The sequence below is a fragment of the Rhizobium sp. 2YAF20 genome (assembly GCF_052114685.1).
In the GTDB taxonomy this organism is placed as follows: domain Bacteria; phylum Pseudomonadota; class Alphaproteobacteria; order Rhizobiales; family Rhizobiaceae; genus Rhizobium.
Genome location: NZ_JBFRFF010000014.1, coordinates 17,845 through 41,869, shown reverse-complemented (window position 1 = coordinate 41,869; position 24,025 = coordinate 17,845). Strand labels below are relative to the sequence as shown.

The following is a 24,025-nucleotide window of genomic DNA, read 5'->3' as shown; positions in this document are numbered from 1 at the left end:
TGGTGCAAATGACTTCCGGTTCGGACCCTTCAGAAAGACCGATTGATGTCGGACGATAGCCGCGACACCCAGAACAGGCCCTCGCCGGACGCTCTTCTTGAAAAGGCGCGGCAGGAAACACGCGGCCGATTGAAGATTTTCCTCGGCGCGGCCCCGGGCGTCGGCAAGACCTACGAGATGCTGATTTCAGGTCGCGCCAAGATTGCCGATGGCGTCGATGTCGTGATCGGCGTCGTCGAAACGCACGGTCGCCGCGAGACCGAAGCGCTTGTCGGCGGATTTGAGATCGTCCCGCGTCGCATGGTCGACTACAAGGGCCGCAGTCTAGAAGAGATGGACCTCGACGCCATTCTCGCCCGCCGCCCCGAGCTGGTGCTGGTCGATGAACTGGCGCACACCAACGCCGAAGGCAGCCGCCACTCCAAGCGCTATCTCGATGTCAAGGAACTGATCGATCGCGGCATCGACGTCTATACGACCCTCAACATCCAGCACGTCGAAAGCCTCAACGACGTCGTCTCGCAGATCACCCGCATTCGAGTTCGCGAGACCGTCCCGGACTCGATTATCGATCTTGCCGACGACGTCGAAATCATCGACCTGACACCGGATGACCTGATCAAGCGGCTCCACGACGGCAAGGTCTACGTGTCGAAAACCGCCGAGCGCGCGCTCACCAATTATTTCACGCCGGGGAACCTGACGGCGCTGCGCGAACTGGCATTGCGGCGCACCGCCCAGCGCGTCGACGACCAGTTGCTGACCCATATGCAGGCCCATGCGATTTCAGGACCCTGGGCAGCCGGCGAGCGCGTCGTCGTGTCGATCGATCAGCATTCGCACTGCGCTTCGCAGGTGCGCTACGCCTCGCGCATGGCATCACGCCTTCGCGCCCCCTGGGCCGCCGTCTATATCGAAACGGCCCGATCGATCAATCTGACCGAGAGCGAGAAGGACACAATCGCTGCAACATTGCGGTTGGCCGAGCAGCTTGGCGGCGAGGCGATAACCATACCCGGCCGAGATGTCGCCGAAGAGTTGATCCGCCACGCCGAGAGCAACAACGTCACCCATATCGTCGTTGGCGCGCGGAAGGGCAGACGCTGGTGGCACCTGTTTCAACCCTCAGTCACCGAGGAGCTCATCCGCAGGGCGGGCAATATCAGTGTCCACGTCGTCTCGGGCACCGCCAAGGAGACTAGCCTGGATGGGCGCGGCGTCAAGACAGCGGCGGCGCCGACACCGTTTCAGTGGCGCGCCTATCTGCTGGCATCCCTCTACGTCGTCGTTGCCCTCGGCTTCGGCGCCGTCCTCGACCAGGTGTTGGACGTGCGCAATCTTGCGCTGGTCTTCCTGATGGCCGTACTGGCGTCCGCCGTGACGCAGGGCCTGCGTCCTGCACTCTACGCCTGTCTTCTGAGCGCGCTCGCCTATAATTTCTTCTTCCTGCCTCCGCGCTACACCCTGACGATCGCCGATCCGGAAAGCGTCGTTGCCTTTTTCTTCTTCCTCGGGGTGGCGGTTGTCGCGAGCAATCTTACCGCTACCGTGCAGCGGCAGGCGACTGCGGCCAGCCGGCGCGCGCGCACCACCGAAGACCTTTATCTATTCAGCAAGAAACTTGCCGGCACAGGGACACTCGACGACGTTCTCTGGGCAACTGCCTTTCAGCTGGCGTCGATGCTTAAGGTCCGTGTGGTGCTGCTGTTGCCCGAGAACGGAACTATCGCGGTGAAGGCCGGCTACCCGCCCGATGATACGCTCGACGACGCGGATATTGCCGCTGCGCGCTGGGCGTGGGAACACAATCATGCGGCTGGCCGTGGCGCCGACACCCTGCCCGGCGCAAAGCGCCTCTACGTGCCGCTGCGCACCGGCCGCGCCGCCGTTGGTGTCATCGGTCTCGACAGCGATCGGCGCGACGGGCCTCTTTTGACCCCCGACCAGCAACGCCTGCTCGACGCACTGGCCGACCAGGCCGCTCTCGCCATCGAGCGCGTCCAGCTTGTTGCCGATGTCGACCGTGCACGGCTGGCAGTCGAGGCGGACCGCCTGCGCTCGGCGCTGCTGACGTCGATCTCCCATGACCTGAAGACACCGCTTGCGGCCATCCTCGGCGCCGCCGGCACGCTCAGGGACTACCTCATGCACATGCCTGAGGAAGATCGCCTCGATCTTTTGTCGACCGTCATCGACGAATCGGAGCGGCTCAACCGCTTCATTGCCAACCTTCTCGATATGACAAAGATCGAATCCGGCGCCATGGAGCCGAACAAGGCCCTGCACTATGCGGGCGACATCGTCGGCAGCACGTTACGTCGTGGCGCCAAGATTCTCGCACGCCACCGGGTGACCGTTGATATGCCGGTCGACCTGCCGATGATCCGCGTCGACCCTGTCCTGTTCGAGCAGGTACTTTTCAACCTCCTGGACAATGCCGCGAAATATGCGCCCGAGGGAACTGCCATTCGCATTGAAGCCTGGGCCGACAGCGACAGCGTCGTATTCCAGGTTATGGATGAAGGGCCGGGCATTCCTCCCGCGGATCTCGAGCGTGTGTTCGATACGTTCTACCGTGTCCGCAAGGGCGATCAGGTGCGAGCCGGTACCGGCCTCGGCCTGTCGATCTGCCGCGGCTTCATCGAGGCGATGGCCGGCACGATCACCGCCGGCAACCGTCCTGGCGAAACCGGCGCGGTTTTCACCATACGCCTGCCCAGACCCACAGACATCCCGAAACTGTATGAGCTCAAATGACCAGTTCAACCGTCAAGATACTCGTCGTCGATGACGAGCCGCCGATCAGGAAGCTGTTGCGTGTCGGGCTTACCGCCGAGGGCTACGTTGTCAACGAGGCTTCGAACGCCGCAACGGCCCGACAATCCGCAAACGAAGACCAACCGGACCTGATCATTCTGGACCTTGGCCTTCCCGATGCATCCGGACATGATCTGCTTTGCGAATGGCGGGAGGCCGGGCTGCTCGTCCCCGTCGTCATTCTATCGAGCCGCACGGATGAGGCCGGCATCGTCAAGGCGCTCGAGAACGGCGCCGACGACTACGTCACCAAGCCTTTCGGCATCCATGAACTTGCCGCCCGCATCCGCGTCGCCCTGCGCCACCGACTGCAGCAACAGGGCGAGAAGGCGATTTTTCAAACCGGCGGCCTGTCGCTCGATCTTGTCAAACGCATCGTCCGGGTCGACGGCAAGGAAATTAGGCTCTCGCCGAAAGAATACGACATTCTTCGGGTGCTGGCGCAGTATGCCGGCAAGGTTCTGACCCATCAGTTTCTGTTGAAGCAGGTCTGGGGACCGGCCGCGGATGTCCAATACCTCAGGGTCTATGTTCGCCAGCTGCGCCAGAAGATCGAGGAGGTCCCCGACCAGCCGCACTACATCACGACCGAGACCGGCGTCGGCTACCGTCTGCGCGAGCCGGACTGATCATTCATCCCGTTCAGTTGAACCCTATGCAGCCTAATACTGAGCAAGAATGACCATGGATCTGACCAGCATCATCAAACCCGAACATGTCTTCATCGGGCTTTCGGCACCGACGAAGTGGCGGGCGCTACAGCTCGTGTCGCAAAAAGCGGCAACCTGTCTCAACGTCGAAGAGGCCGTCGTCCTGCGCGCACTTGAGGCCCGCGAGCAGCTTGGCACAACAGGGATCGGCCACGGCATCGCCGTGCCTCACGCCGCAATCGCCGGCATGACCAAGCCGCGAGGGCTGATCATCCGTTTTGCAAAGCCGATCGACTTCGAAGCAATCGACAACGTCGGGACGGATCTCATCTTCATGCTGCTGTTTGGCGAGAGCGGACGCGGTGAATATTTGAACGTCCTTGCCGCCATCGCCCGCCGATTGCAGACGGAGGGCGTGTTGGCAACCATTCGCCAGGCAAAAACAGCCGACGAACTCTACGCCGATTTCATCGGCGACGCGCTGCGGTAGCAGAAAGATCGGTTCGCTGCGGGCCGCCGACAGCAAGGCGATTTCACTTTACACCGTTTTATGGGAATGCATTCTAAGCAGGCGACCGGAACCGGAACAATCGTTGTTACATTATACGACCAAGTTGATAGAGTTTGGGCATATTAATGGAGGTGACGATGCAGACGGTACGACTTTCCCGCCTACTCGCAGCAGTAGTTTTGATTGGCAGTTTTTCATTGGCAGAACTTGGCCAGGCTTTTGCCGCCGACACGACGCTCCTTAACGTTTCCTATGATCCGACAAGAGAATTATACAAGGATTTCAACACCGTATTTGCAGCAAAATGGAAGAAGGACACCGGTCAGGACCTGACGATCAAGACCTCCCACGGCGGCTCCGGTGCTCAGGCACGCTCGGTTATCGATGGTCTTGACGCAGATATCGTGACCCTCGCCGTCGAGAGCGATATCGACGCGATCGCCAAGGCGACGCACAAAATCCCAGACGACTGGAAGACCAAGCTGCCGAACGGCAGCGTTCCCTACACCTCGACCATTGTCCTGCTTGTCCGCAAGGGCAATCCGAAGGGCATCAAGGACTGGGGCGATCTGGTCAAGGACGGCGTCCAGGTGATCACGCCCAATCCCAAGACCTCGGGCGGCGCCCGGTGGAACTTGCTAGCCGCCTGGGCATGGGCCAAGCAGACCAACGGCGGCGATGACGCCAAGGCGCAAGACTTTGTCACGCAGCTCTACAAGCATGTTCCGGTGCTTGATAGCGGCGCCCGTGGCGCGACCACGACCTTCGTTCAGCGCGGCCTCGGCGATGTGCTGCTCGCCTGGGAAAACGAAGCCTATCTCTCGCTCGAGGAGCTTGGTCCCGACAAATTCGAGATTGTGACGCCATCGGTTTCGATCCGGGCCGACCCACCGGTTGCCCTGGTTGACGGCAATGTCGATACTAAGGGCACCCGCAAGGCGGCAGAGGCATATCTGCAGTATCTTTACGCCGACGAAGGACAGAAGATCGCCGCCAAGCACTATTATCGACCGATTAAGCCGGACGTTGCCGATCCGAAGGATATTGCCCGTTTCCCGGCGGTCAAATTGGCGACGATCGACGATTTCGGCGGATGGAAGCAAGCGCAGCCGAAATTCTTCGCAGATGGTGGTATATTCGACCAGATCTATAAGCCGGGGCAATAATTCTTAATGCATGCAGCAGTCCGCAAGCGGTGGCGGTTCAGGCAACCGAGCGTCATTCCAGGATTTGGATTGGCGCTCGGCTTTACCTTGATCTGGCTCACCCTCATCATCCTGATCCCGCTTTCAGGTCTTGCCTGGCGCTCGAGTTCGCTTGGCTGGGTCAAATTCTGGTCGATTGCCTCTGATCCACGAACGCTGAGCGCATTGCGCATCAGCTTCGGTGGCGCGCTGATCGCGGCTATGGTCAACGCAATCTTTGGCGTGATCCTCGCCTGGGTGCTGGTTCGCTACCGGTTTCCGGGCAAGCGCATCATCGATGCAATGGTGGATCTGCCCTTCGCGCTGCCGACCGCGGTGGCGGGCATCGCCCTTGCAACGCTCTACGCACCGAACGGCTGGATCGGGCAATTTCTGCTGCCGCTCGGCATCAAGATCGCCTACACGCCGACAGGCGTCGTCGTCGCGCTGATTTTCGTCGGCCTGCCCTTCGTGGTCAGAACGGTGCAGCCTGTCATGGAGGAGATCGACAGGGAAGTCGAGGAGGCTGCCGCGACGCTTGGCGCCTATCGCTTCCAGACGATCGCCCGCGTGCTGCTACCGGGTCTTGCCCCTGCGGTTCTTACCGGCTTCGCGCTCGCCTTTGCGCGCGGCGTCGGCGAATACGGCTCCGTCATCTTCATTGCAGGAAACCTGCCTTATGTATCTGAAATTGCGCCGCTTCTGATCGTCATCAGGCTGGAGGAATTCAACTATCCCGCCGCAACCGCAATCGCGGCGGTGATGCTGATCATCTCCTTTGTCATGCTTCTTCTCATCAACCTCATCCAATCCTGGAGCAGACGGAGGTATGGTTATGGCGCTTGACGCTTCTGCCCCTCCCAAGGTGCACCACTCGGCCGTCACCGAAAGCCGGATTGCCCGGTGGACGCTGGTCACGTTTTCACTGATCTTTCTGGTGCTGATCCTGCTGCTGCCGCTTGCTGCCGTCTTCGTCGAAGCGTTCAGCAAGGGGGTGGGCGAATTCTTTAGCTCCCTGCAGGACCCGGAGACGTTCTCCGCCATCCGGCTGACTTTGCTGGTTGCCGCCATCAGCGTGCCGATGAACGTGATCTTCGGCGTTGCGGCCGCCTGGACGATCGCGAAATTCGAATTCAAGGGCAAGGCGTTCCTGACCACCCTGATCGATCTGCCCTTCTCGGTTTCGCCTGTCATCTCAGGCCTGGTCTTCGTGCTGCTATTCAGCTCAAACAGCCTTATCGGGCCCTGGCTGCAAAGCCATGGCATCAAGATCCTCTTCGCCGTGCCCGGCCTGGTCCTGGCGACGATGTTCGTGACCTTCCCCTTTGTCGCGCGGGAGCTCATCCCGCTTATGCAGGAACAGGGAACGGCCGATGAAGAGGCCGCACTTTCGCTTGGTGCCAGCGGCTGGCAGACCTTTTGGCATGTCACGCTGCCGAACATTAAGTGGGGCCTGCTCTACGGTGTTCTGCTTTGCAACGCGCGCGCCATGGGCGAATTCGGCGCGGTTTCGGTTGTCTCGGGCCATATCCGTGGCGAGACCAACACGATGCCGCTGCAGGTCGAGATTTTGTACAACGATTATAGTTTTGCTGCAGCATTTGCCGTTGCAACGTTGCTGGCGCTGCTCGCGCTCGTTACGCTTGTTTTAAAGACGCTGCTGGAGATGCGCTTCAGCGAGGAAATCGCTGCCAGCCGCCGTCACTAAAGGATTATGAATGGAAGTTCGCGTTCAAAATTTGCGCAAGGAGTTCGGTCGCTTTCCGGCCCTGCACGATGTTTCTCTCGATATCAGGCCGAGCGAACTGATTGCGCTTCTCGGTCCCTCTGGCTCAGGCAAGACGACGTTGCTACGCCTGATCGCCGGGCTGGAAACACCGACAGAAGGGCGGATCTTTTTCGGCAACGAAGATGCGTCGAAAAAGACCGTGCAGCAGCGCAATATCGGTTTCGTATTCCAGCATTACGCCCTGTTTCGCCATATGACGGTGCTCGACAATATCTCCTTCGGCCTGAAAGTGCGGCCGGCGGCTCGCCGCCCCGCCAGCGCTGAAATTCGCAGACGTGCTCTCGAATTGCTGGATCTGGTTCAGCTCTCCGGCCTTGAGAAGCGATATCCGGCGCAGCTTTCCGGCGGCCAGCGCCAACGCGTGGCTCTCGCTCGCGCCATGGCGGTCGAACCGAACGTGCTGCTGCTTGACGAACCTTTCGGTGCGCTGGACGCCCAGGTCCGCAAGGACCTTCGCAAATGGCTGCGCGAAATCCATGACCGGACCAGCCACACGACCGTCTTCGTAACCCATGACCAGGAAGAGGCGCTGGAGCTTGCCGACCGTGTCGTTGTGCTGAACAAAGGGGCAATCGAGCAAGTCGGGACGCCTGACGAAATCTACGATTCGCCAAATTCGCCTTTCGTCTTTGGCTTCATCGGCCAGTCCAACTGTCTGAATGTGCGGGTATCGAACGACGAGATCTGGTTCGAAGACCGTCCGCTGGGCCTCAGCGCCCGCGGCGAACCAGATGGCGAGGCCCAGCTTTACTTCCGCCCACACGACGTCGAGCTTCGCGACGGCTGCGGCGGCTGCATTGCCGGTCTGCTGACGACGAGCCGCCGCGTTGCGGGGACGCGCCATATAGAAATCGACATTGGCGCCAACCACCCGCATATCGAAATCGAGCTGCCGCCGGACACGGCGGGCGGCCTTGATCGCTCGCGGATCGCCTTCCGGCCAACCCGATGGAAGCTGTTTCGCAGCGACGACTGAGCGCGGGCGGCGCTTCTACTCTCAGTCCTCCGGGTGGCCAGCGGCTGCAAAATCACCGCCGTGATACAGCACGGCGGGGTCGCTGATCGCCTCCGGCTCGGCATTGGCCAGGATCTCTGCGCGCCATTTTGACGAACTGTCCTGTGGTGCCCAGCCGAGGAAGCCGGCATTGCCATTGTCCCACCATTGCTCGTCATTGGCGGAAGCGCCATAGACGATGGTATGGCCGAGCCATTGGGCATCGAAGGCCCGGCCGCACAGCGTCATCAGATCGTGCGCGCTGAGCCACGTCGCAAGCATTCGCCGGTTGCGCGGCTTGGGAAAGCACGAACCGATGCGAACCGACAGCGTCTCCTGGCCGAACTTGTCGAAATACATGCTGGCGAGGCCCTCGCCAAACACCTTGGAGACGCCGTAGAGCGAATCGGGCCGCGGCGGCACCTTGTTGTCGAGGCGCTGGTCGCGCCTATAAAAGCCTATTACATGGTTGGAGCTTGCAAAAATGATCCGCGGCTTGCCATTGTGGCGGGCGGCCTCATAGAGATTGTAAAGGCCGAGAATGTTTCCCTCCAAAATCATGTCGAACGGTTTTTCAGTCGATACCCCGCCAAGATGGATGATGCCGTCGACCCCTTTCACCAAAGCGTCGAGCCCGGCGCGATCGGCCACGTCGCAGCGGACAAACCGTTCGTTCGCCCCGAGATCGTCGATGGCGGCAATGTCCGAGAGGACCACGGTCTCGGCGAGCTCCGATAGTAGCGGACGCAGCGCAGTCGCGACCCCGCCTGCAGCTCCTGTCATCAACAAGGTCTTCAACATCAATCCATCCTTCAATCAATTCTGACGGCGAACCTATAATATAAGCTTTTGTTCGTCATCATATATCTGTAGAATATATCATTCCAGAAACGGGGGAGTCCATGGCGCAGCAGGCGACGAAGCATAAGGAGGCCGCGGAAAAGGTGACCACGGGCCGGCGCAATCTCGTTGACATCGTAGGCTCCCAGCTGCGCCACGATATCGCAAACGGGTTGCTCAAGCCTGGAGAGAAGCTTCCAAGCGAAAGTGGATTGACGGAGAAATTCGGAGTGAGCCGCACGGTGATCCGCGAGGCCATCGCCTCGATGCGTGCCGACGGCCTGCTTGAGGCAAGACATGGCATAGGTGTCTTCGTCGGCACGCTCAAGTCGCAACCCTTGCAGGGCTTGCTGGACACCGACCCCGGCCGGGTTTCGTCGATCATCGAAATGCTCGAGCTGCGGGCAGCCGTCGAGACGGAAGCTGCGGGCCTTGCTGCAGTACGCCGATCGCCCGCGCAGGAACAAATGATCATCGAACGGGTCGAGGAGTTTGGTCGCGCGCTCGCTGACGGGCTGGCGACTTCGCAGCCTGATTTCCGTTTTCATCTTGCGATAGCAGACGCCACCAACAATCCGCGCTTTCGCGATTTCCTGGAGTTGACGGGCCAGCAGATGATCCCGCGCTCGACGCTGCAACAGGGCGGGCGGGAAGCGCCGAAAGATTATCTGGCCCAGATCCACAGGGAACACCAGTCTATCGCCGATGCCATCTGCGAGCGCAACGAGGATGGCGCCCGTCAAGCAATGCGGCTGCATCTCAAAGGGAGCCAGCAACGCTACCGCAGCCTCATCAGGAAGGCATTCTCGGCCGATGTCATATGATGAGTTATTGACACATATCATATGACAGATATGATGACGAAATTGGATCAAGCATTTCGGAGCAAGTCGTGACCCTGGACCCATTGGCACTGAAAGCGGCGCTCGGCGCTGGTCTTCTTTCCTTCCCCGTGACGCCTTTCGGCAAGGACGGTAATTTCAATCGCGCGGTCTATGCCGACCATGTCGGTTGGCTTTCCGGCTTCAGGGCGAGCGTTCTCTTCGCCGCAGGCGGCACAGGCGAATTCTTTTCATTGGCGCCGGATGAAATTCCGCCAATTGTCAGCGCGGCAAAAGCTGCGGCCGGCGATACGCCTATCGTTGCCGGTTGCGGCTACGGCACCGGGATGGCGGTGCAGATTGCCCAGTCTGCCGAGAGTGCAGGAGCTGACGGCATCCTCCTTTTGCCGCACTATCTGATCGATGCGCCGCAGGCGGGGCTTTTCCAGCATATCAAGGCCGTCTGCGATGCCGTATCGATCGGCGTCATGGTCTATAACAGGGACAATTCGATCCTGACGGCCGAAACGCTTGCCCGGCTCTGCGAGGCCTGCCCGAACCTCGTCGGCTTCAAGGACGGCTCGGGGGATATCGGCCTGGTTCGCAAGATCACTGCCACGATGGGCGACCGGCTGACCTATCTCGGCGGCATGCCGACTGCGGAACTGTTTGCCGATGCCTATCTTGGCGCAGGCGTGACAACCTATTCTTCCGCCGTCTTCAACTTCGTGCCGGCCTTAGCGCAGAAATTCTATTCGGCGCTGCGTGCGGGCGAGACCGAGACTACCAACAGGATCCTCGTCGATTTCTTCTATCCGTTCATGGAGATCCGCAATCGCCAGAAGGGCTACGCCGTCGCCGCGATCAAGGCCGGCGTTCGCCTGCTCGGCCACGATGTCGGTCCGGTCCGCGCGCCATTGACGGATCTCAGCGAACAGGAGGTCGGAATGCTTGAGGATCTGATGAGGCCTTATCGCTGATGAAGATCGCCGCTGTCCACACGCATCTGCTGGATCACAAACTTGACCATGCCTTCGAAAGCGCCTCGATGCGGTTCGATCGCCGCCAGCACTGCTTGGTGGAGATCGTCTGCGATGACGGCACGGTCGGCTGGGGCGAAGCGCTGGGGCCGGCGGCGCCGAACGCCGCCGTCATCAAGGCCTACACCCCTCGCCTTGTCGGCCGCGATCCCCTGGATACCGAGGTCCTGTGGCTCGAACTCTATAATCTCCTGCGCGATCAAGGTCAGCGCGGCCTGGCGGTCACGGCGCTCAGCGGAATCGACATCGCCCTTTGGGACATCAAGGGCAAACATTACGGCGCATCGATATCGCGGCTGCTTGGCGGTCGCTTTCGTGAGGATGTTAAGGCCTATGCCACCGGCTCGTTTCGCAAGGACGGAGTTGATCCGGTCTCCGATGTCGCTTCGGAAGCGGCTGCCTACGTCACCCAGGGCTTTCATGCCGTCAAGATCAAGATCGGCTTCGATGTCGATCAGGATATCGCCGTCATCCGCGCCGTTCGTGAGGCAATAGGGCCCGAAAAAGGCTTGATGATCGACGCCAATCATGGCTACGACGTGCTGGAAGCCTGCGTGGTCGGCAAGGCTGTGGCGGAGCTTGGAATAGGCTGGTTCGAAGAGCCGGTCATTCCCGAGCAGCTCAGCGCCTATCGCGCCGTTCGCGAAGGCCAGCCGATCCCCGTCGCCGGCGGCGAGACCTGGCATGGCCGGTTCGGCATGCGTGAACCCCTGGAGACACGCGCCGTCGACATCCTCCAGCCCGACGTCTGCGGCGCCGGCGGTTTCAGCGAGATGCGGCGGATCGCAGATATGGCAGCGCTTCACGGCGTCAGGCTGGTCCCGCACGTCTGGGGCACCGGCGTTGCCATTGCTGCCGGGCTACAGTTCATAGCCGCTCTACCTCCGGACCCACCGCGACGCAACAGCCGGCCGCCGATCCTCGAATTCGACCGGACGGTCAATCCGTTTCGGCAGGCGGTGCTGACCGCGCCGTTGGAACACGTCGACGGCGTCGTCACCATCCCCGATGGCCCAGGTCTCGGAATCGAAATCAATCGCGACGCGCTGGCGCTGTATAAATTGAAGGACTGATCCGCTCACTGGCGGCAACTGGCTCATAGCTCAGGCCAGGCCGCCGGCGGATTTCGTCTCAACGGAGACGTAGTCAGCCTGGGCCAGATCGAGGTTCAATGCCGCCTTGATCGGCAGATGGTCCGAGGCGACGCGTGCCAGCACCGATGCATGCGCCTCGACTTTCGAGATCAATCCAATGCGATTTGCAAGAATCCGATCGAGCGCCAGCACAGGCAGGCCCGCCGGGAAGCTCGGCACCGCCGCCGGCAATGGGCCGAAGGCTGACTGGAAGGTATTGAGCGACGATCGATCACCCAGCCGCCATTCGTTGAGGTCGCCAAGCAGGATCGTCGGCGTTTCGTCGTCGCGGGTCATCAAATCCACGATCATCCGCGCCTGTTGCGCTCGGGAGCGCCTGAGCAGGCCGAGATGCGCGGCGATGATCCGCAAAGCACCACCTTGCGCAAGCTCTATCTCGGCGATTAGCGCGCCGCGCGGCTCCAGGCCCGGCAAAGCAACCTGATGAACGTCACGCAGCTTTCCGCGCTTAAAGAGCACCACATTGCCATGCCAGCCATGCGCCTTGACCGCCCCGGCGACAGGCACGGGAACAAGCCCGGTTTCCCGTTCCAGCCGGTGCAGGTCGAGCAAGCCGGTGCGCTCGCCGAAGCGGCTATCTGCCTCTTGCAGCGCCATCACATCCGCATCGATTTCATGGATCACCCGGCTGATCCGCTCCGGATCAAAACGACCGTCCGACCCGACGCATTTGTGAACGTTGTAGGACGCGATCAGCGTTCCGGCCGGGCGCGCAGGGTCACCGCCCATGGTTTCCGCCGCGTGCCTCTTCCGGTTCCTGATGGAATCGAAGATACTATCGCGCAGAGTTACCTTCTTTTTGTGCATCTAGCCGCCGAACGTTTCTTTGCAAACAACGCCAGTAATTCCTTGGCAAGTATAGGGACTGCCGCGGAACTTGCCATTGCAAAAGCCATTTTTTCGCGGAAGCACACATCAAAGATAAGGCGACCCCAGCCACAGGATTTTCTCCAGCAGGCGAATGGCGAAGGGCCGTGATTGCAGCGCATGAAGGTCGACCTGCACAGCCTTTTCCAGAACCGAGGCAATATGCGCATCGATCCGTCCGGCAAAGCCCTTGTCGAACACTTCGAGGTCGACTTCGAAGTTCAGTCGCAACGAGCGTGGGTCGAGATTGGAGGAGCCGACATAGGCCCAGATACCGTCGATGGACAGCAGCTTCGAATGATTGAACGGCCCCTCGGCGCGCCAGATGCGGCAATAATTCTTGAGCATCTGGTCGAATTGCGCCGTCATCGCACGGTCGACCAGCGTCAGGTTGTTGACGGCGGGAACGACGACATCAACCGCGACGCCGCGCCGCGCCGCCGTCGTCAGCGCGCTGATCAATTCGCGGTCCGGCAGGAAATAGGGAGACATGATGCGGATCGAGGTGCGCGCAACCGAAAATGCCCCGATCAGCATTTTGTGATTGGTTTCCAAGCTCCTGTCCGGTCCCGAGGAGACGACGCGCATAAAGAGCGGCGAGCCGGGCTCGTTGGCGGGCGTCGCGATGCGCCAGTGGTCGCCGCGTAGGGCTTCGTTTGTCGCAAAACGCCAGTCTTCGGCCGCAGTCTGAAAGAGGTCGGCAACCACCGGCCCGGTCACGCAGAAATGCATATCACGAGCATGGTCTGGCCCGGCAAATTCTGAAGTAAAGGCCTGGCGGATGTTCATGCCACCCGTCAAGGCGATGCGGCCGTCGACGATCAGTATCTTGCGGTGGGTCCGTAAATTGGCGTAGGGCAGGCGCAGCCCGATGATGACGTTTCCGTTGAACACATCAACCCGAACCCCGCCGTCGCGAAGATACCCCATGATGCTTGGAACCGAATAGCGGGCACCGACGGCGTCGATCAGAACGCGAACGCTGATGCCGCGCTTGACGGCCTCGATGAGCGCATCGGCGATCCGGTGACCGATGGGGTCTCGGTCGAATATATAGGTCTCGAGCAGGATACTGCGTTCGGCGCCGTCGATGGCGGCCTTCATGGCGGGATAGGCCTCGTTGCCGCTATCGAGCATCTCGATCGTATTGCCGGTCATCAGGGGGCGGCGGGCAACGCGGTCGCCCAGTGTTTTCATGCCCCTGAAGCGTCCGCCAAATAACTTCGCAACTTCATCGTCCTTGGCATCGAAGCTCGCCAGTTCTCCAAGCGCATCCGTCTGGAACAACATTCGGCGCTGCGAACTCAGCGTCGCACGGCGAATGCGATTGATGCCCGCCATGGTATAAAGAACGGCACCGACGATCGGCGACAATAGGATGACCGCCACCCACCCTGTTGCAGCGCGAACCTCCTCCTTGGTCATCGCCGCATGGATAGCAGCCGCGGCCCCCATCGTGATGGAGAGGATCAAAAGGACATGTGGCCAATGGGTGGAAATCAGATTGAACATGCGGCGCAATATAGCTTTGCAGGCAATCCGCGCAATGTGCCGCTAGCAGCCGAATGGTTCCTGGCAACAGCTGAAATCAGTCGCCTTCTCGGTCCGTATCGACCCAGGGCAAAACAATCCAGATTTTCTGCAGCTTCGAGCCAAGAAAGCAGGGTTTTTCCATTGAACGTCGGCCGATCTGAGGCCATAGTCACGGTCTGCCGGTTCGCGTTAAAAGATCATTTCAACTAGTCTAGGGCATTCGACCGCGCGAGGGCTGAGCAGGACGTCGATGAGCGTGTTGTTTCGTGAAATATTTCCTTCAGTTGCAAGAGCCTCGTTCTCTCGCCACGCGCTCTGACCCGTAAGCCCGCACCTCAGAACGGGCATCTCTCGACATCGAAATGCGAGGTGTCGCAGGTTTTGAACTTTCGGTACCTTGTGAAGTTTAGCGAAATCCTATGGTGCGAATGGAGATAGGCGATGACAGAATCCAAGGACGAATGGATTAAAAAACGTGCATATGCCCTTTGGGAAGAAGATGGATACCCAACCGGCAAGGACGCCGCCCATTGGGAACAGGCGACAAAAGAACGAGCCATCATGGAAAAGACAGCGCCCGCGGCGCTGGACGTCAAACCCAAAGCGAAGCGTGCGGCAGCCCCGAAACGGTCGGTCGCCAATGGTGCGGTGCCGCCAGCCGCGGCTGTAAAACGGACAGCCAAAAAGGCCCCTACAGCAAAAGCCTAGATCCCCGGTTCTGTTCAGCTGGCGGTGGTTTTTAACAGTCGGCCCGATGTTCATGCATCGGGCCTTTGCTTTTTATGACCATTCACGGGGGCAACGTTACCACCGCTGAACAATTGAATAGCTCCGAGATTTGTAGAGGTTATCTTTCCAAGATTTGAGGCAAGAAGACCATCATGAGCACATCAAAAGTAGCCTGAGGGCGTCTACCAAACCCGGGGCTATTCGGTCCTGGAAGCGCTAAGGTCCAACGATCCGCAATAGATCCGGACAGAGACGTTCAACACCGAGTTCGATCTCTTCGCCGTTCTGCATGACGGAGGTATGATAGATGCCTGTTGCCTCACTCATCGCAGACCCTCGACTGACAAGTGATTTCTGCTTCCTTGGCTATACTCGCGTCTAACCAGTGATTTTCGCAATACGTCCGGCGCCGGCCTCGGACCAACACTTGGTCCATTGCAAGTTCTCAACTGGCATATTTCTCTGCGACCGCCGCTCCCTCAGACACGGCAACCTGATCGCGGCCGTTTCGTTTTGCAGAATAGAGCGCTTGGTCGGCCTCTTTCAAGAGACGCGACGCGGTGATTTCCGGCGCGTGGCTATTCCTCGTTGCAACCCCGATACTTACAGTCACGTGACCGAACTCACTTGCAGAATGAGGCAGGTACAGGCCATTCAAGCGACTTCGAAACGCGCACGCGACCTCGAGCGCGCGGACCTCGTCGGTTGCAGGCAGAAGCACCACGAATTCTTCACCGCCGAACCGGGCGACGACGTCGGTGTCGCGCCTGACGACATCCCGAAGGCAATCGCTAACCGTCTTCAGGCACTGGTCTCCCGCGAGGTGGCCATAGGTGTCATTATACAGTTTGAAGCGATCGATATCGATCATCAGCATGCTCAGCGATGTGCGGTTTGTGATGCTATACGCCAGTTCGGTTGCAATTGCCGCATCGAGAGCGCGCCGGTTGACCGTCCCGGTCAGACCATCGGTCTCCGCCAGATACTTCATCTGATCAGCGACCGTCCTCAGCGACTGTTCAGCCTGCTTCATGATGGTAACGTCCGATACGACTACAATCGCCATGCCGTCGGCCGTCAGTCGCGTGCGAAGGCTAAGCCACCGCCCATCATGGAGATCAATCTCCTCGTCCTTGTCCCTGTGGAGGTCGGCAGCGGCATGTTCGATCCACTCCTCAGTCGAATGTGTTGGCAAGCCCCGGCGCTCATTCGTCTCCACGACCTTCCGAAGAATATCCTTGATGTTTGATCCCGCCACCCGGAGCGCTCCCGACAGCGGGAAGAGATTGGAATACTGTGCGTTACAGAACACCAGCCTCCCCAGTTGGTCAAACATCGCAAAGCCATCCGACATACCCGCCATGGCGTGAGACAGCGTGTTTCGGCTCCGCAGCAGCTCCTGCTCGACCTGCCGTTCCTCGGTGATATCACGCGTGACCCCCGCCATCCCGATGATTGAGCCCTGACGGTCGCGCAAAGGAACTTTTGTTGCCGAATACCACCGCTCGTCTTCGCCCTCCCGCAGAAACTCCACCTTGTCGATCTGAGCAGCGCCGCTGCGCATCAGCTCTTGTTCTTCAAAGTAGAGTGTCTCGGCCCGCCGTTTGGAGGTGAGGTTGAAGTCCGTCATACCAACCATGTCGGCTGGCGAGGTGAAATGATTGTGTGCCGCCATCTTCCGATTGACGATGACGAACTCGCTTTCGCGATTCTTGACGTAATGGAAATCGGGCATTTGCGTAAGGGCGGCGGTTAAGAGATCGCGTTCGAACGCAATGCGGCGAAACTGCAAAAGAACCAGACCGGCGATCACGATGGCGAGTGAATTCAAGAGGACGGCGGGCAGGACGACATGGCTGAACGTGGTTGCGTCCCCTTGGCCCGAAACCGCAACAATGGTAACGAGAAGCGCAATCCCAACAGTAGTCGAAAGTACCGCAATATCGATCAGCGTGATCACGCGGCCTCGAACTAGTACACGGGCTCCAATGCCAATGATCGCAACAATCACCATGCCAATTACACCAACGAAGACGCCGGCGCCGCCCTGGAGCAACCTGTAGGCGATCGCGATGACGCCCGTTGCAAAAGCCGAAATCGGACCGCCGAATATTGCGGAAATCGCAATCAGGGAGAAACGAAGATCGAGAAATGCTCCCGACTTGACCGGCACTGAAAGTATCATCGACGCGATGGCACCAATCCCCATGGCCACTCCGAACATTAATTTTGTCTGGAGGTCGGAATATTCCCGAAGCCGATCGTACAAGTGCGCCCAGATCGAGATCACGAGCGCGACGGTCGCAAGATTGCCGATCAATATCTGCCAGGTCGTGCTCATCGTCACCCGATTTACGTCATGGGGATGTTCCCTTTTGCTTTTAAGCTATTTTCCTTTCGGGCTGCTTAATCGCGCGGTGCCGGATCACCGGTAGTTGGATTCATTTGTCAATCGGGAATGAGAAGGGGCTCGCCTTCGCTCATGAGGTCGGTCCAGTCAGCACATCGGAATGGAGCCCAATTAGATTCCTAGCACGCTGATAACCTTGAGCGCGAATGGTGGACATTTTTGGTATCGCAAGAGTTGTCCAATCGGTAACCTGCCTTAAGTATCAGCTCATGGCGAAGCGGCGATATTCTGTGAGGAGCGACAAGAGCGGCACCTGGTCGGTGATCGATGCCGTGACGGATGACGTGGCCGACGTGCGCGGAGTGTTGCTCGTCGGACTTGGCTTGGAGCTGGCCGAAGACACGGCCCAGATGCTCAACCTAGAGGAAGCCATCAGGAACGCGCGGTGGACGAAGGGAGATCGCTAGGGGCAAGCGGCCCACGTCGGTCGTATCGAAAACGACCGCAAGACCGGTGTGTCGTTTTAAAGGGCGGGGTTTCAGGGAGATGCGGGGGGCCGGTGCTACCAGCGTGCGTTTCGCATCCGTATGCTCAGCGGCTGCTCTGCCGCTCTCTCCCGCCTCACCCGGCGATCTGCCGGCTGAGGGTGAGCCTCAAAGCCGCACTTGCCGAAAGTCGGGAGAGGACTTCGTTTATCTCACCGAGGCGACACCGGCAGCAGTCTCCAACGCAATGTTCAGAAGCGGGATGAACTCCATGGCGTCTTGTCATGCACCATGAAGACGTTCTTTCCCTTGAACGCCTTCAGGAGATAGTTGCCGGCGACTGTACCCTGCTGATCAAAGGGCGATCGTAGGCCAAATCGCGCTCGGGCTTCCTCTGAGCGTGCACGTTCTTGTGTCGCTGGAACGTGAAGGAGCCAGAGAACTCGACGATTTCATCAGGAAAATAAAGAAGCGCTCGGAAGTATCCCAGGCCTCGTACGTGACCGGAGACGCTGACTTCGTAATGCTCCTCCGGCTTTCCGGAATGGATCAATACGACGCGTTCACGCAAGAGGTTTTCCATGACGACGCCAATGCGAAGTCCTTCCGGACCTTGGTGACAATTCGAGACGTGGTGCCTGTCACCGATTAGGTTCACGCTACTTGCGCTACACACTGCAAGGCCCGCCTTTGGCGGCGCCAAGCTACCGTTTAGTTTTCTCAACGGACGACTGGTGGCGCTTACAGATTGTGACCGTCCAAAAAAAGCACGACGCAACTCCATGGATGCGTCGCGCTTTTTCCAGCTGCTAGATCGTCAGGAACGCAGATGGTGCGATCTGAAGAGCGGCTGCGATACGTCGGAGTTTGGAAGGATCGGTATCCGCTCCGATCTCGACATCCGAGATCTCTCGATTTGTAAGGCCGCAGGTGACCGCGAGGTCGTCGACACTGTAACCGTACGACTCCCGAGCGGCGCGAACGGCGTTTCCGACGTCGATTTCCGATACTGGAGACACACTGGAGGCATCGACATTTTGGATTGATATGGACATGAAAATCTCCTTCCAAAGTCCGGCGACGAGACAACTCGTCGGGTGAAGGTGGCTACGAAGGCCAGTCAGACGTCGGATCAAAATACAACAGCCGACGCAGCGCCAATATAAGCGTAGATCGCTTCCAGGCAAGCATTTAGACTCCTTCAGCGGAGTTTGTGCTGCTCAGATCGCTTGATGCTTGCGCGGCGACAATCAAGGTGAGACGCCTCATCCTGATCGTCGCGCTATATGATGCTAGTGGATTTCATACGTTCCCCTGAATGGCCAGGCATGACCCATATTTGTTAAGTTCCATATCATTTCGACCCATTTTTCCATTCACAGCGAGCCACGACGATACGAATAAACAAAGCATCGCAAGGATTCTCGATGGTTTTGATGGATTGCCGCGAAATGAAAATCAGGGTGAAAACGACGTGGAATTCATTCAAGGAGCCGACTGCTGCGTTCTTCGTCTCCGGGAAGACACTTCCGTTCGAGGGCAGTTCAGAGAACCGGCGAAATACCTCGATCTAGTCGCCGATCACCCGCAAGGGCCTTCGAGCGTTCAAAACGTTACCGTAGCATGGCATCCACTCTGCACCTAGGAATGGGTCTCTTTCTCAGATCGCAGCCAATCGGGCCCCTCCGATTTCCGACACCAGTGACTTGCCCATAGGCACTGCGATCCACCGCAGCAGGCGGTCCGGATGCACCTTTCGTTCAGGCTCGCGAAGATCCCAGCTTATCGGCTGTGGCAGACGCCTTCTGCGCATCGAGAAATCCGTGCTCCCAATATTTGGCGACGTCGCTCCCCTCCGCATGCGGGTTCTTTGCCTTTTCACCCCCGCCCCGGAACGCCCGAGCACCCGCGTCATAAGCCTTCTTCTGCGCTTCAGTCGGTTTCCTCAGCTCGTCCATCTGACTTGTCCTCCCACGTGGCAGCAAAAGCCATCAAATTATTTTCGGACATGTTCCGGCTTCCCTTTGGTCTTCGTGGCAGCGAACTCTTCGAGCTGCTTCTCGCTCATCGACTCGACCATCTGTTTGGACGCGCCCTTGAGTTCCGCCTTTGGGGTCTCACCGCGTTTTGCGGAAAGGGCTGCACCTGCGGCTTGCTGCTGTGCTTTCGACTTGGCTGGCATGATGTTGGCCTCCTGCTTTCATATGGAACTCCCAGTCTCGGCGCTGGTTCCAGGAGGTCCTAAGTTGGTGTTCAATGGACACGCCAGGGGCCGGAGACCGGATCCCATCGGCCTGGTGGCGGGAGCGGACTATGATTTTGCAAGACACAGAAGCAGCGTAAGTATCTCGACCAGTTCCTTAGGCATAAACGGCTTCATCAGGACGGGCCGGTCGCGGTAGCCGTCCCTGAGATCGTCACCGCTATAGCCTGTCGAGAAGACGAACGGCACATCTCGTGCAGCAAGTGCTTCGGCCACTTCATAGCTGTCGTGGCCATTCAGATTCATGTCCAACATCGCAACATCGAAACTTTGCACTTCAATCAGAGCGATGGCTTGATTGACCGTAGCAGCGGCGATCACCGACATACATCCGAGATCTGCCAACATGTCTTCGATCATGATGAGAACCAGCATTTCATCCTCGACAACGAGGACGCGCCGACCGGATAGCAATTTATCCATTACGACCACCGTTCGTGGCAATAAAGTCGACCGTGCAAACGACGCCCTCAGTCCGGTAGTCGAGATCAACCGTGCCCTCCAGCTCATGCGCCAGGCCGCGCTCGATCACGCGCGAGCCGAACCCTTTCCTCAAGGGATAGATTACGGGCGGACCGTTCTTTTCCTGCCAGCGCAGGAGAAGCCGACTGCCTTTAGGTGTGGGTTCATTTGTCCATGAGATCAGCACCGACCCTGCCTTATTGGAAAATGCGCCATATTTTACGGCATTGGTCGCAAGTTCGTGGAAGGCGATGCCGAGAGCAAGGGCAACCTTCGGTGAGACACGGATATTCCCGCCGGTGATGGCAATGTGCTCCGACCGACCATTTCCAACCCCAAACGGCTCCAGGGCCGCTTTGACCAGGTCGCGCAACCCTGCACCCTCCCAATTCTCGTGGGTCAACAAATCATGTGACCGGGAAAGGGCAAACAGGCGTGACTCGATGGATTCCCGGATCACTTCGGGATCGGACGCATTCCGCAAGGCCTGCCAGACAATCGACTGCACCGTCGCAAGTGTATTTTTGACGCGATGGTTCAACTCGTCGATCAACATCCGGAACTGGGCTTGCTCCCGCTTATGATCGGTTAGATCGACGAACGAGGCGAAATGCTGGACGATGTCGTCGCTTTCGTTTCGAACCGGGCTGATGAGGATTGCCGACCAGAAGAAGCTGCCATCCTTGCGGCGATAGGAAATTTCTGAACCGTCGACCGCGTTGCCTGCAAACGCGGTCTCAATCCGCGCCAGCGAACCGGGATCGGTGCCACGCGCCATTAGGAAGTTGAAGCTCTGCCCGAGCACCTCTTCGCGGCTGTATCCGGTCAGATCGAGGAAAGCGTTATTGGCAAAAATGATCGGGTTGGCGAGTTCTTTCGCGTCCGTAAACACCATGGCCATTCGTGTCGTCTCGGCGGCAACGACGAACGGACCAAGGTCTCGTCGAAAGCTGTCGACTTTGGCTTCGGCAGCTTGTTGGCCCTCGGATTTGGGTACTATTTCAGGCATGTCCTGGCCTTGTCCGGTTGTTTGACGGCCCGCAGCCGGTCAGCGATTTCAAACATCGCGCGGAATGCCGACGGCAGTGAACGTGTACCCATGCCGCGTTGGGTATCAGCTAATACCAGCGCCCTCGGCCGAACATGCCGCCGCCGCCGATGAGCAGAACTATAACAACGATGATGAGAAGTGTTGTGATACTCATGTACGTCTCCTGGGGAGCACCCGACCATCTCCATCGCGCTTATTGGACGATGCGTTGCTCGCAATGGCACTCCGACCTAGCTCAACGTCCAGAACCGTATTTGGTTCGTTTCGACGGAAAGACCCCTGCTTTCGCGGCCGCGCAATAGTGTTTTGGTAGAGGCCGATCCGAAAACCGCCTTTCAGATGGTCGCCGGTTCTGCCTTTTGGGCGATTTCGCGCCATGATCAGCCAACATGATGTGGGCGAGTTTGCTGACTGCCCTTGCGGATATTTCGCCAGATAGGCTTCGATCATTCCAGCATTGCCTGTGTCTCGCACGGTCTCCCAGGCGACTTCGACGCCCGGATCAGCTCGCCCGTTCCACCATGTTCAAGATGGGCTCTGGCCAGCTCGGCAAATTGTCCTGCAGGGAAACGCTTCAGATAGAGGAGGTATTCGGCAGCATCGTCGCTCACCTTCAGCTTTGACGCAGTATAAGGTCCAGGCTCTGGCCCCGACCTGGCTTGGTTCCGCGCAATGTCAAAACCACATCGTGATCCCTTCGCGTGATTGTCAGCCGCGCGGGCGGGTTGGGACGAATACTCTCTGGCGTTTCGGTAAAAGCGAGCGATAGCGCGTCCCCCTGGCGAGAGCCTACGAGGTCTGCAATGGTGCCCATGCTCTCGCGAAACGAGCCCGAATAGCGCCCGGTCCCCGTATCGTATCGGATATCGATCCGCATTGATGTGGCAAATATAATTGCTATCGAGCAGCGCCCATCAAGGACGACGTGCCGCGCTTCGCTAGTGCCTTTGAACTTACAGGTCAGCGTGTGGCCAGAGCCATCGGCACGCTCCAATCTGCCAGTTCCGGCAAACGACCCATCAAACGAATGAAGAAAGGTCGTCTCTCGACCAACTGCACTGGGCATGGCCTGCGCGCACGTCGTGGTAGTCATAGCGGCAAAGAGCAAGGCCGTCATAAACGCGTTGATCATTGCAGCATGATGAGGCATTGGTCAGTCCTCCACCCTCAACACATTTGCGCCATGTTCGGGCTTGCCGGTCGTTTTCGTCGAAGCGCACTCGCTTCTCGCCTGGACAGATAGCTCGGTCGCGGCGTCGATGCAGGCCACATCCCGCCACCGATGGGCTCAGGGAACGGTTTCAATGGGCGGCTTTTGGCCATTCTGGCCGTCCGTCAGCTCTAGGGCTCGCGCCAAGTCGCCGCCCCGCAACGGGACGGCTACCAAACAATTCGACGCTACATGGCGCCCATGTCCTTCATGGCCCTGTCCATGTGCATACCGCAGGACTTCATCTTGTGAGCCTTCATGGAAGTCTTGGCCATCGTCATCTCCTTCATGGCCATCTTCTGATGAGACTTGTCGGTCATGGCATCAATCTTGTCCTGCATCGACGCCATCGACGCGTCATCGCATTTCGACATTGGCATGGAAGTAGACATGCTTGCGGAATAAGCAGGCATTGCGGCCACCGCGATCAAAGCCGCAGCAATCAGTGTGGATTTCAACATCACATTTCTCCAATTTTGGTACTGTATGGTAAGTTTGCCTAGTCGGAACACGCAAGAGAGAAAACTGTTCCACGCGCCGAAGAAAATCGCGAGCCGGTGGGACCTTCATCCCGCCCGCGGATCAGTTCCGGACCGGGCCCATGTTGCTGTCGTGGGATATAGGGGAAGCATATGCCGCTATCGATGAGAGACGAGATGTTACCGTTCATCACAAACGAGAACGCACACATTCCCATGACCGACGGCAGCACCGATTGGCTCGTGATCGTCACTCGTGAGGCCATGGAGGATGTCGCCGCTCCGCCGGAGATCTCGATGGACCGGTTGGTGGCCCACCGAGCCCTATTCGGGCAGGTGGCGAGCTACAAGTTGGAGCACGGCCGCGCCGGAAATGAGGCCACAATCTGGGTGCAGGCCGAAGACGTTGTGGAATGGAAAGCGCTATCCGCAGAGCGCCAATGTCCTGCCGAGGGCGACGCGAGGAAGGGCAATTAAAGCCCCGCGAACGCTTTGACAGGATCCGTGATCAGGTAGCTGCAACGGGCCCGTGGCCTTCAACTGCACATCAGCGATGGAGTATGGAGGTCAAATCGCCGGGATAGTCCCGATGAAACAATCAAGTTTCGCCCGTGGAGAAAAGGCCATGGGTAGCACCGCAGACAAAGTTTCCGGCAAGCCCAACGAATTCACGGGCAAGGCTCATCAGGGCGCCGGTAAGGCAGTAGGAAACGATGAAATGCAGGTCAAAGGCATAGTCCAGGAAGCCAAGGGCGACGCCCAGAGGCAAAGGACGGGCCAAGGATGTCATCAAAAA

At 58.8% G+C, this 24,025-nt stretch carries 26 protein-coding genes; 15 read left to right on the top strand and 11 right to left on the bottom strand.

What is annotated here, in order from left to right; all coding sequences use genetic code 11:
- The first annotated feature begins 45 nt into the window (after window positions 1–45).
- The 7 genes from AB4Z52_RS17475 (at window position 46) to AB4Z52_RS17445 (ending at window position 7,927) form a co-directional block, all read left to right on the top strand.
- A complete protein-coding gene (locus AB4Z52_RS17475) occupies window positions 46–2,757 on the top strand; it encodes a DUF4118 domain-containing protein (RefSeq protein WP_442219193.1) in 2,712 nt (903 codons plus the stop codon).
- Window positions 2,754–3,446, top strand: a complete 693-nt coding sequence (locus AB4Z52_RS17470) for a response regulator transcription factor (protein WP_442219192.1) — start codon at window positions 2,754–2,756, stop codon at window positions 3,444–3,446. Before AB4Z52_RS17475 ends, AB4Z52_RS17470 begins: the two co-directional genes overlap by 4 nt.
- 55 nt (window positions 3,447–3,501) lie before the next feature.
- Window positions 3,502–3,957 (top strand): PTS sugar transporter subunit IIA, encoded by a 456-nt coding sequence (locus AB4Z52_RS17465; protein ID WP_442219273.1) that lies wholly within the window; start codon window positions 3,502–3,504, stop codon window positions 3,955–3,957.
- A 158-nt stretch (window positions 3,958–4,115) separates the two neighbouring features.
- Window positions 4,116–5,144, top strand: coding sequence for a sulfate ABC transporter substrate-binding protein (locus AB4Z52_RS17460; protein WP_442219191.1), 1,029 nt, complete (start codon window positions 4,116–4,118; stop codon window positions 5,142–5,144).
- A gap of 6 nt (window positions 5,145–5,150) precedes the next feature.
- Complete coding sequence (gene cysT / locus AB4Z52_RS17455) at window positions 5,151–6,008, top strand: sulfate ABC transporter permease subunit CysT (protein ID WP_442219190.1); 858 nt, start codon at window positions 5,151–5,153, stop codon at window positions 6,006–6,008.
- Window positions 5,998–6,870, top strand: coding sequence for a sulfate ABC transporter permease subunit CysW (gene cysW, locus AB4Z52_RS17450; protein WP_442219189.1), 873 nt, complete (start codon window positions 5,998–6,000; stop codon window positions 6,868–6,870). The genes cysT and cysW overlap by 11 nt, the downstream gene beginning before the upstream one ends.
- A 10-nt stretch (window positions 6,871–6,880) precedes the next feature.
- Window positions 6,881–7,927 carry a sulfate/molybdate ABC transporter ATP-binding protein gene (locus AB4Z52_RS17445; RefSeq protein WP_442219188.1) on the top strand — a complete coding sequence of 349 codons (1,047 nt, stop codon included), beginning with the start codon at window positions 6,881–6,883 and terminating at the stop codon, window positions 7,925–7,927.
- A 21-nt stretch (window positions 7,928–7,948) separates the two neighbouring features.
- On the opposite strand, the gene AB4Z52_RS17440 is transcribed toward AB4Z52_RS17445, so the two are convergent.
- Window positions 7,949–8,746 carry an NAD-dependent epimerase/dehydratase family protein gene (locus AB4Z52_RS17440; protein ID WP_442219187.1) on the bottom strand — a complete coding sequence of 266 codons (798 nt, stop codon included), beginning with the start codon at window positions 8,744–8,746 and terminating at the stop codon, window positions 7,949–7,951.
- 101 nt (window positions 8,747–8,847) lie between these two features.
- Between AB4Z52_RS17440 and AB4Z52_RS17435 the strand changes: the two genes are divergently transcribed.
- The 3 genes from AB4Z52_RS17435 to AB4Z52_RS17425 all read left to right on the top strand — a co-directional run bounded on the left by AB4Z52_RS17435 (window position 8,848) and on the right by AB4Z52_RS17425 (window position 11,719).
- The gene (locus AB4Z52_RS17435) at window positions 8,848–9,609 is read left to right on the top strand and encodes a FadR/GntR family transcriptional regulator (protein WP_442219186.1); all 762 of its coding nucleotides are present in this window, start codon (window positions 8,848–8,850) and stop codon (window positions 9,607–9,609) included.
- Window positions 9,610–9,683: 74 nt separating this feature from the next.
- The gene (gene kdgD, locus AB4Z52_RS17430; RefSeq protein WP_442219272.1) at window positions 9,684–10,586 is read left to right on the top strand and encodes a 5-dehydro-4-deoxyglucarate dehydratase; all 903 of its coding nucleotides are present in this window, start codon (window positions 9,684–9,686) and stop codon (window positions 10,584–10,586) included.
- Window positions 10,586–11,719: a mandelate racemase/muconate lactonizing enzyme family protein gene (locus tag AB4Z52_RS17425; protein ID WP_442219185.1), complete on the top strand. Its 1,134-nt coding sequence runs from the start codon at window positions 10,586–10,588 to the stop codon at window positions 11,717–11,719. Before kdgD ends, AB4Z52_RS17425 begins: the two co-directional genes overlap by 1 nt.
- A 30-nt stretch (window positions 11,720–11,749) precedes the next feature.
- Here AB4Z52_RS17425 and AB4Z52_RS17420 read toward each other — a convergent pair whose 3' ends face one another.
- Together AB4Z52_RS17420 and AB4Z52_RS17415 are read right to left on the bottom strand one after the other, a co-directional pair.
- Complete coding sequence (locus AB4Z52_RS17420) at window positions 11,750–12,607, bottom strand: endonuclease/exonuclease/phosphatase family protein (protein WP_442219184.1); 858 nt, start codon at window positions 12,605–12,607, stop codon at window positions 11,750–11,752.
- 108 nt (window positions 12,608–12,715) lie between these two features.
- Entirely contained in the window at window positions 12,716–14,179 is a 1,464-nt protein-coding gene (locus tag AB4Z52_RS17415) for a phospholipase D-like domain-containing protein (protein ID WP_442219183.1), read from the bottom strand.
- On the opposite strand from AB4Z52_RS17415, the gene AB4Z52_RS17410 reads away from it, so the two are divergent.
- Window positions 14,156–14,410, top strand: a complete 255-nt coding sequence (locus AB4Z52_RS17410; protein ID WP_442219182.1) for a hypothetical protein — start codon at window positions 14,156–14,158, stop codon at window positions 14,408–14,410. The genes AB4Z52_RS17415 and AB4Z52_RS17410 overlap by 24 nt on opposite strands.
- A 231-nt stretch (window positions 14,411–14,641) precedes the next feature.
- Window positions 14,642–14,908 carry a DUF2934 domain-containing protein gene (locus tag AB4Z52_RS17405; RefSeq protein ID WP_442219181.1) on the top strand — a complete coding sequence of 89 codons (267 nt, stop codon included), beginning with the start codon at window positions 14,642–14,644 and terminating at the stop codon, window positions 14,906–14,908.
- A gap of 466 nt (window positions 14,909–15,374) precedes the next feature.
- Here the strand turns inward: AB4Z52_RS17405 and AB4Z52_RS17400 are convergent, their stop codons facing one another.
- Window positions 15,375–17,270, bottom strand: coding sequence for a diguanylate cyclase (locus tag AB4Z52_RS17400; RefSeq protein WP_442219180.1), 1,896 nt, complete (start codon window positions 17,268–17,270; stop codon window positions 15,375–15,377).
- Window positions 17,271–17,485: 215 nt separating this feature from the next.
- Here AB4Z52_RS17400 and AB4Z52_RS17395 point away from each other — a divergent pair, with 215 nt between their 5' ends.
- Window positions 17,486–17,746, top strand: a complete 261-nt coding sequence (locus tag AB4Z52_RS17395) for a hypothetical protein (protein ID WP_442219179.1) — start codon at window positions 17,486–17,488, stop codon at window positions 17,744–17,746.
- 418 nt (window positions 17,747–18,164) lie between these two features.
- On the top strand, window positions 18,165–18,416 hold the full coding sequence (locus AB4Z52_RS17390) for an Lrp/AsnC ligand binding domain-containing protein (protein ID WP_442219178.1): 252 nt from the start codon (window positions 18,165–18,167) through the stop codon (window positions 18,414–18,416).
- 157 nt (window positions 18,417–18,573) lie between these two features.
- Here the strand turns inward: AB4Z52_RS17390 and AB4Z52_RS17385 are convergent, their stop codons facing one another.
- From AB4Z52_RS17385 to AB4Z52_RS17360, 6 genes are all read right to left on the bottom strand, one after another.
- Window positions 18,574–18,819: a helix-turn-helix domain-containing protein gene (locus AB4Z52_RS17385; protein ID WP_442219177.1), complete on the bottom strand. Its 246-nt coding sequence runs from the start codon at window positions 18,817–18,819 to the stop codon at window positions 18,574–18,576.
- 705 nt (window positions 18,820–19,524) lie between these two features.
- Window positions 19,525–19,722, bottom strand: coding sequence for a ribosome modulation factor (locus tag AB4Z52_RS17380; RefSeq protein WP_442219176.1), 198 nt, complete (start codon window positions 19,720–19,722; stop codon window positions 19,525–19,527).
- Between the two features lie 38 nt (window positions 19,723–19,760).
- Complete coding sequence (locus AB4Z52_RS17375) at window positions 19,761–19,946, bottom strand: DUF3008 family protein (protein ID WP_442219175.1); 186 nt, start codon at window positions 19,944–19,946, stop codon at window positions 19,761–19,763.
- Window positions 19,947–20,075: 129 nt separating this feature from the next.
- Complete coding sequence (locus tag AB4Z52_RS17370) at window positions 20,076–20,450, bottom strand: response regulator (protein WP_442219174.1); 375 nt, start codon at window positions 20,448–20,450, stop codon at window positions 20,076–20,078.
- The gene (locus tag AB4Z52_RS17365) at window positions 20,443–21,498 is read right to left on the bottom strand and encodes an HWE histidine kinase domain-containing protein (protein WP_442219173.1); all 1,056 of its coding nucleotides are present in this window, start codon (window positions 21,496–21,498) and stop codon (window positions 20,443–20,445) included. Before AB4Z52_RS17365 ends, AB4Z52_RS17370 begins: the two co-directional genes overlap by 8 nt.
- A 1,440-nt stretch (window positions 21,499–22,938) precedes the next feature.
- Entirely contained in the window at window positions 22,939–23,211 is a 273-nt protein-coding gene (locus AB4Z52_RS17360) for a hypothetical protein (RefSeq protein ID WP_442219172.1), read from the bottom strand.
- A 171-nt stretch (window positions 23,212–23,382) separates the two neighbouring features.
- Between AB4Z52_RS17360 and AB4Z52_RS17355 the strand changes: the two genes are divergently transcribed.
- Window positions 23,383–23,706: a hypothetical protein gene (locus AB4Z52_RS17355; RefSeq protein ID WP_442219171.1), complete on the top strand. Its 324-nt coding sequence runs from the start codon at window positions 23,383–23,385 to the stop codon at window positions 23,704–23,706.
- Window positions 23,707–23,827: 121 nt separating this feature from the next.
- Here AB4Z52_RS17355 and AB4Z52_RS17350 read toward each other — a convergent pair whose 3' ends face one another.
- Window positions 23,828–24,019, bottom strand: coding sequence for a hypothetical protein (locus AB4Z52_RS17350; protein WP_442219170.1), 192 nt, complete (start codon window positions 24,017–24,019; stop codon window positions 23,828–23,830).
- Window positions 24,020–24,025: the final 6 nt, after the last annotated feature.

Excerpts from the sequence above, each read along its gene's own strand:
- AB4Z52_RS17475 (WP_442219193.1), top strand. The coding sequence starts at position 46 with ATGTCGGACGATAGCCGCGACACCCAGAACAGGCCCTCGCCGGACGCT.
- AB4Z52_RS17470 (WP_442219192.1), top strand. The coding sequence starts at position 2,754 with ATGACCAGTTCAACCGTCAAGATACTCGTCGTCGATGACGAGCCGCCG.
- AB4Z52_RS17465 (WP_442219273.1), top strand. The coding sequence starts at position 3,502 with ATGGATCTGACCAGCATCATCAAACCCGAACATGTCTTCATCGGGCTT.
- AB4Z52_RS17460 (WP_442219191.1), top strand. The coding sequence starts at position 4,116 with ATGCAGACGGTACGACTTTCCCGCCTACTCGCAGCAGTAGTTTTGATT.
- cysT (WP_442219190.1), top strand. The coding sequence starts at position 5,151 with ATGCATGCAGCAGTCCGCAAGCGGTGGCGGTTCAGGCAACCGAGCGTC.
- cysW (WP_442219189.1), top strand. The coding sequence starts at position 5,998 with ATGGCGCTTGACGCTTCTGCCCCTCCCAAGGTGCACCACTCGGCCGTC.
- AB4Z52_RS17445 (WP_442219188.1), top strand. The coding sequence starts at position 6,881 with ATGGAAGTTCGCGTTCAAAATTTGCGCAAGGAGTTCGGTCGCTTTCCG.
- AB4Z52_RS17440 (WP_442219187.1), bottom strand. The coding sequence starts at position 8,746 with ATGTTGAAGACCTTGTTGATGACAGGAGCTGCAGGCGGGGTCGCGACT.
- AB4Z52_RS17435 (WP_442219186.1), top strand. The coding sequence starts at position 8,848 with ATGGCGCAGCAGGCGACGAAGCATAAGGAGGCCGCGGAAAAGGTGACC.
- AB4Z52_RS17425 (WP_442219185.1), top strand. The coding sequence starts at position 10,586 with ATGAAGATCGCCGCTGTCCACACGCATCTGCTGGATCACAAACTTGAC.
- AB4Z52_RS17420 (WP_442219184.1), bottom strand. The coding sequence starts at position 12,607 with ATGCACAAAAAGAAGGTAACTCTGCGCGATAGTATCTTCGATTCCATC.
- AB4Z52_RS17410 (WP_442219182.1), top strand. The coding sequence starts at position 14,156 with ATGGGTGGAAATCAGATTGAACATGCGGCGCAATATAGCTTTGCAGGC.
- AB4Z52_RS17415 (WP_442219183.1), bottom strand. The coding sequence starts at position 14,179 with ATGTTCAATCTGATTTCCACCCATTGGCCACATGTCCTTTTGATCCTC.
- AB4Z52_RS17405 (WP_442219181.1), top strand. The coding sequence starts at position 14,642 with ATGACAGAATCCAAGGACGAATGGATTAAAAAACGTGCATATGCCCTT.
- AB4Z52_RS17400 (WP_442219180.1), bottom strand. The coding sequence starts at position 17,270 with ATGAGCACGACCTGGCAGATATTGATCGGCAATCTTGCGACCGTCGCG.
- AB4Z52_RS17395 (WP_442219179.1), top strand. The coding sequence starts at position 17,486 with ATGGTGGACATTTTTGGTATCGCAAGAGTTGTCCAATCGGTAACCTGC.
- AB4Z52_RS17385 (WP_442219177.1), bottom strand. The coding sequence starts at position 18,819 with ATGTCCATATCAATCCAAAATGTCGATGCCTCCAGTGTGTCTCCAGTA.
- AB4Z52_RS17380 (WP_442219176.1), bottom strand. The coding sequence starts at position 19,722 with ATGGACGAGCTGAGGAAACCGACTGAAGCGCAGAAGAAGGCTTATGAC.
- AB4Z52_RS17375 (WP_442219175.1), bottom strand. The coding sequence starts at position 19,946 with ATGCCAGCCAAGTCGAAAGCACAGCAGCAAGCCGCAGGTGCAGCCCTT.
- AB4Z52_RS17370 (WP_442219174.1), bottom strand. The coding sequence starts at position 20,450 with ATGGATAAATTGCTATCCGGTCGGCGCGTCCTCGTTGTCGAGGATGAA.
- AB4Z52_RS17365 (WP_442219173.1), bottom strand. The coding sequence starts at position 21,498 with ATGCCTGAAATAGTACCCAAATCCGAGGGCCAACAAGCTGCCGAAGCC.
- AB4Z52_RS17360 (WP_442219172.1), bottom strand. The coding sequence starts at position 23,211 with ATGTTGAAATCCACACTGATTGCTGCGGCTTTGATCGCGGTGGCCGCA.
- AB4Z52_RS17355 (WP_442219171.1), top strand. The coding sequence starts at position 23,383 with ATGCCGCTATCGATGAGAGACGAGATGTTACCGTTCATCACAAACGAG.
- AB4Z52_RS17350 (WP_442219170.1), bottom strand. The coding sequence starts at position 24,019 with ATGACATCCTTGGCCCGTCCTTTGCCTCTGGGCGTCGCCCTTGGCTTC.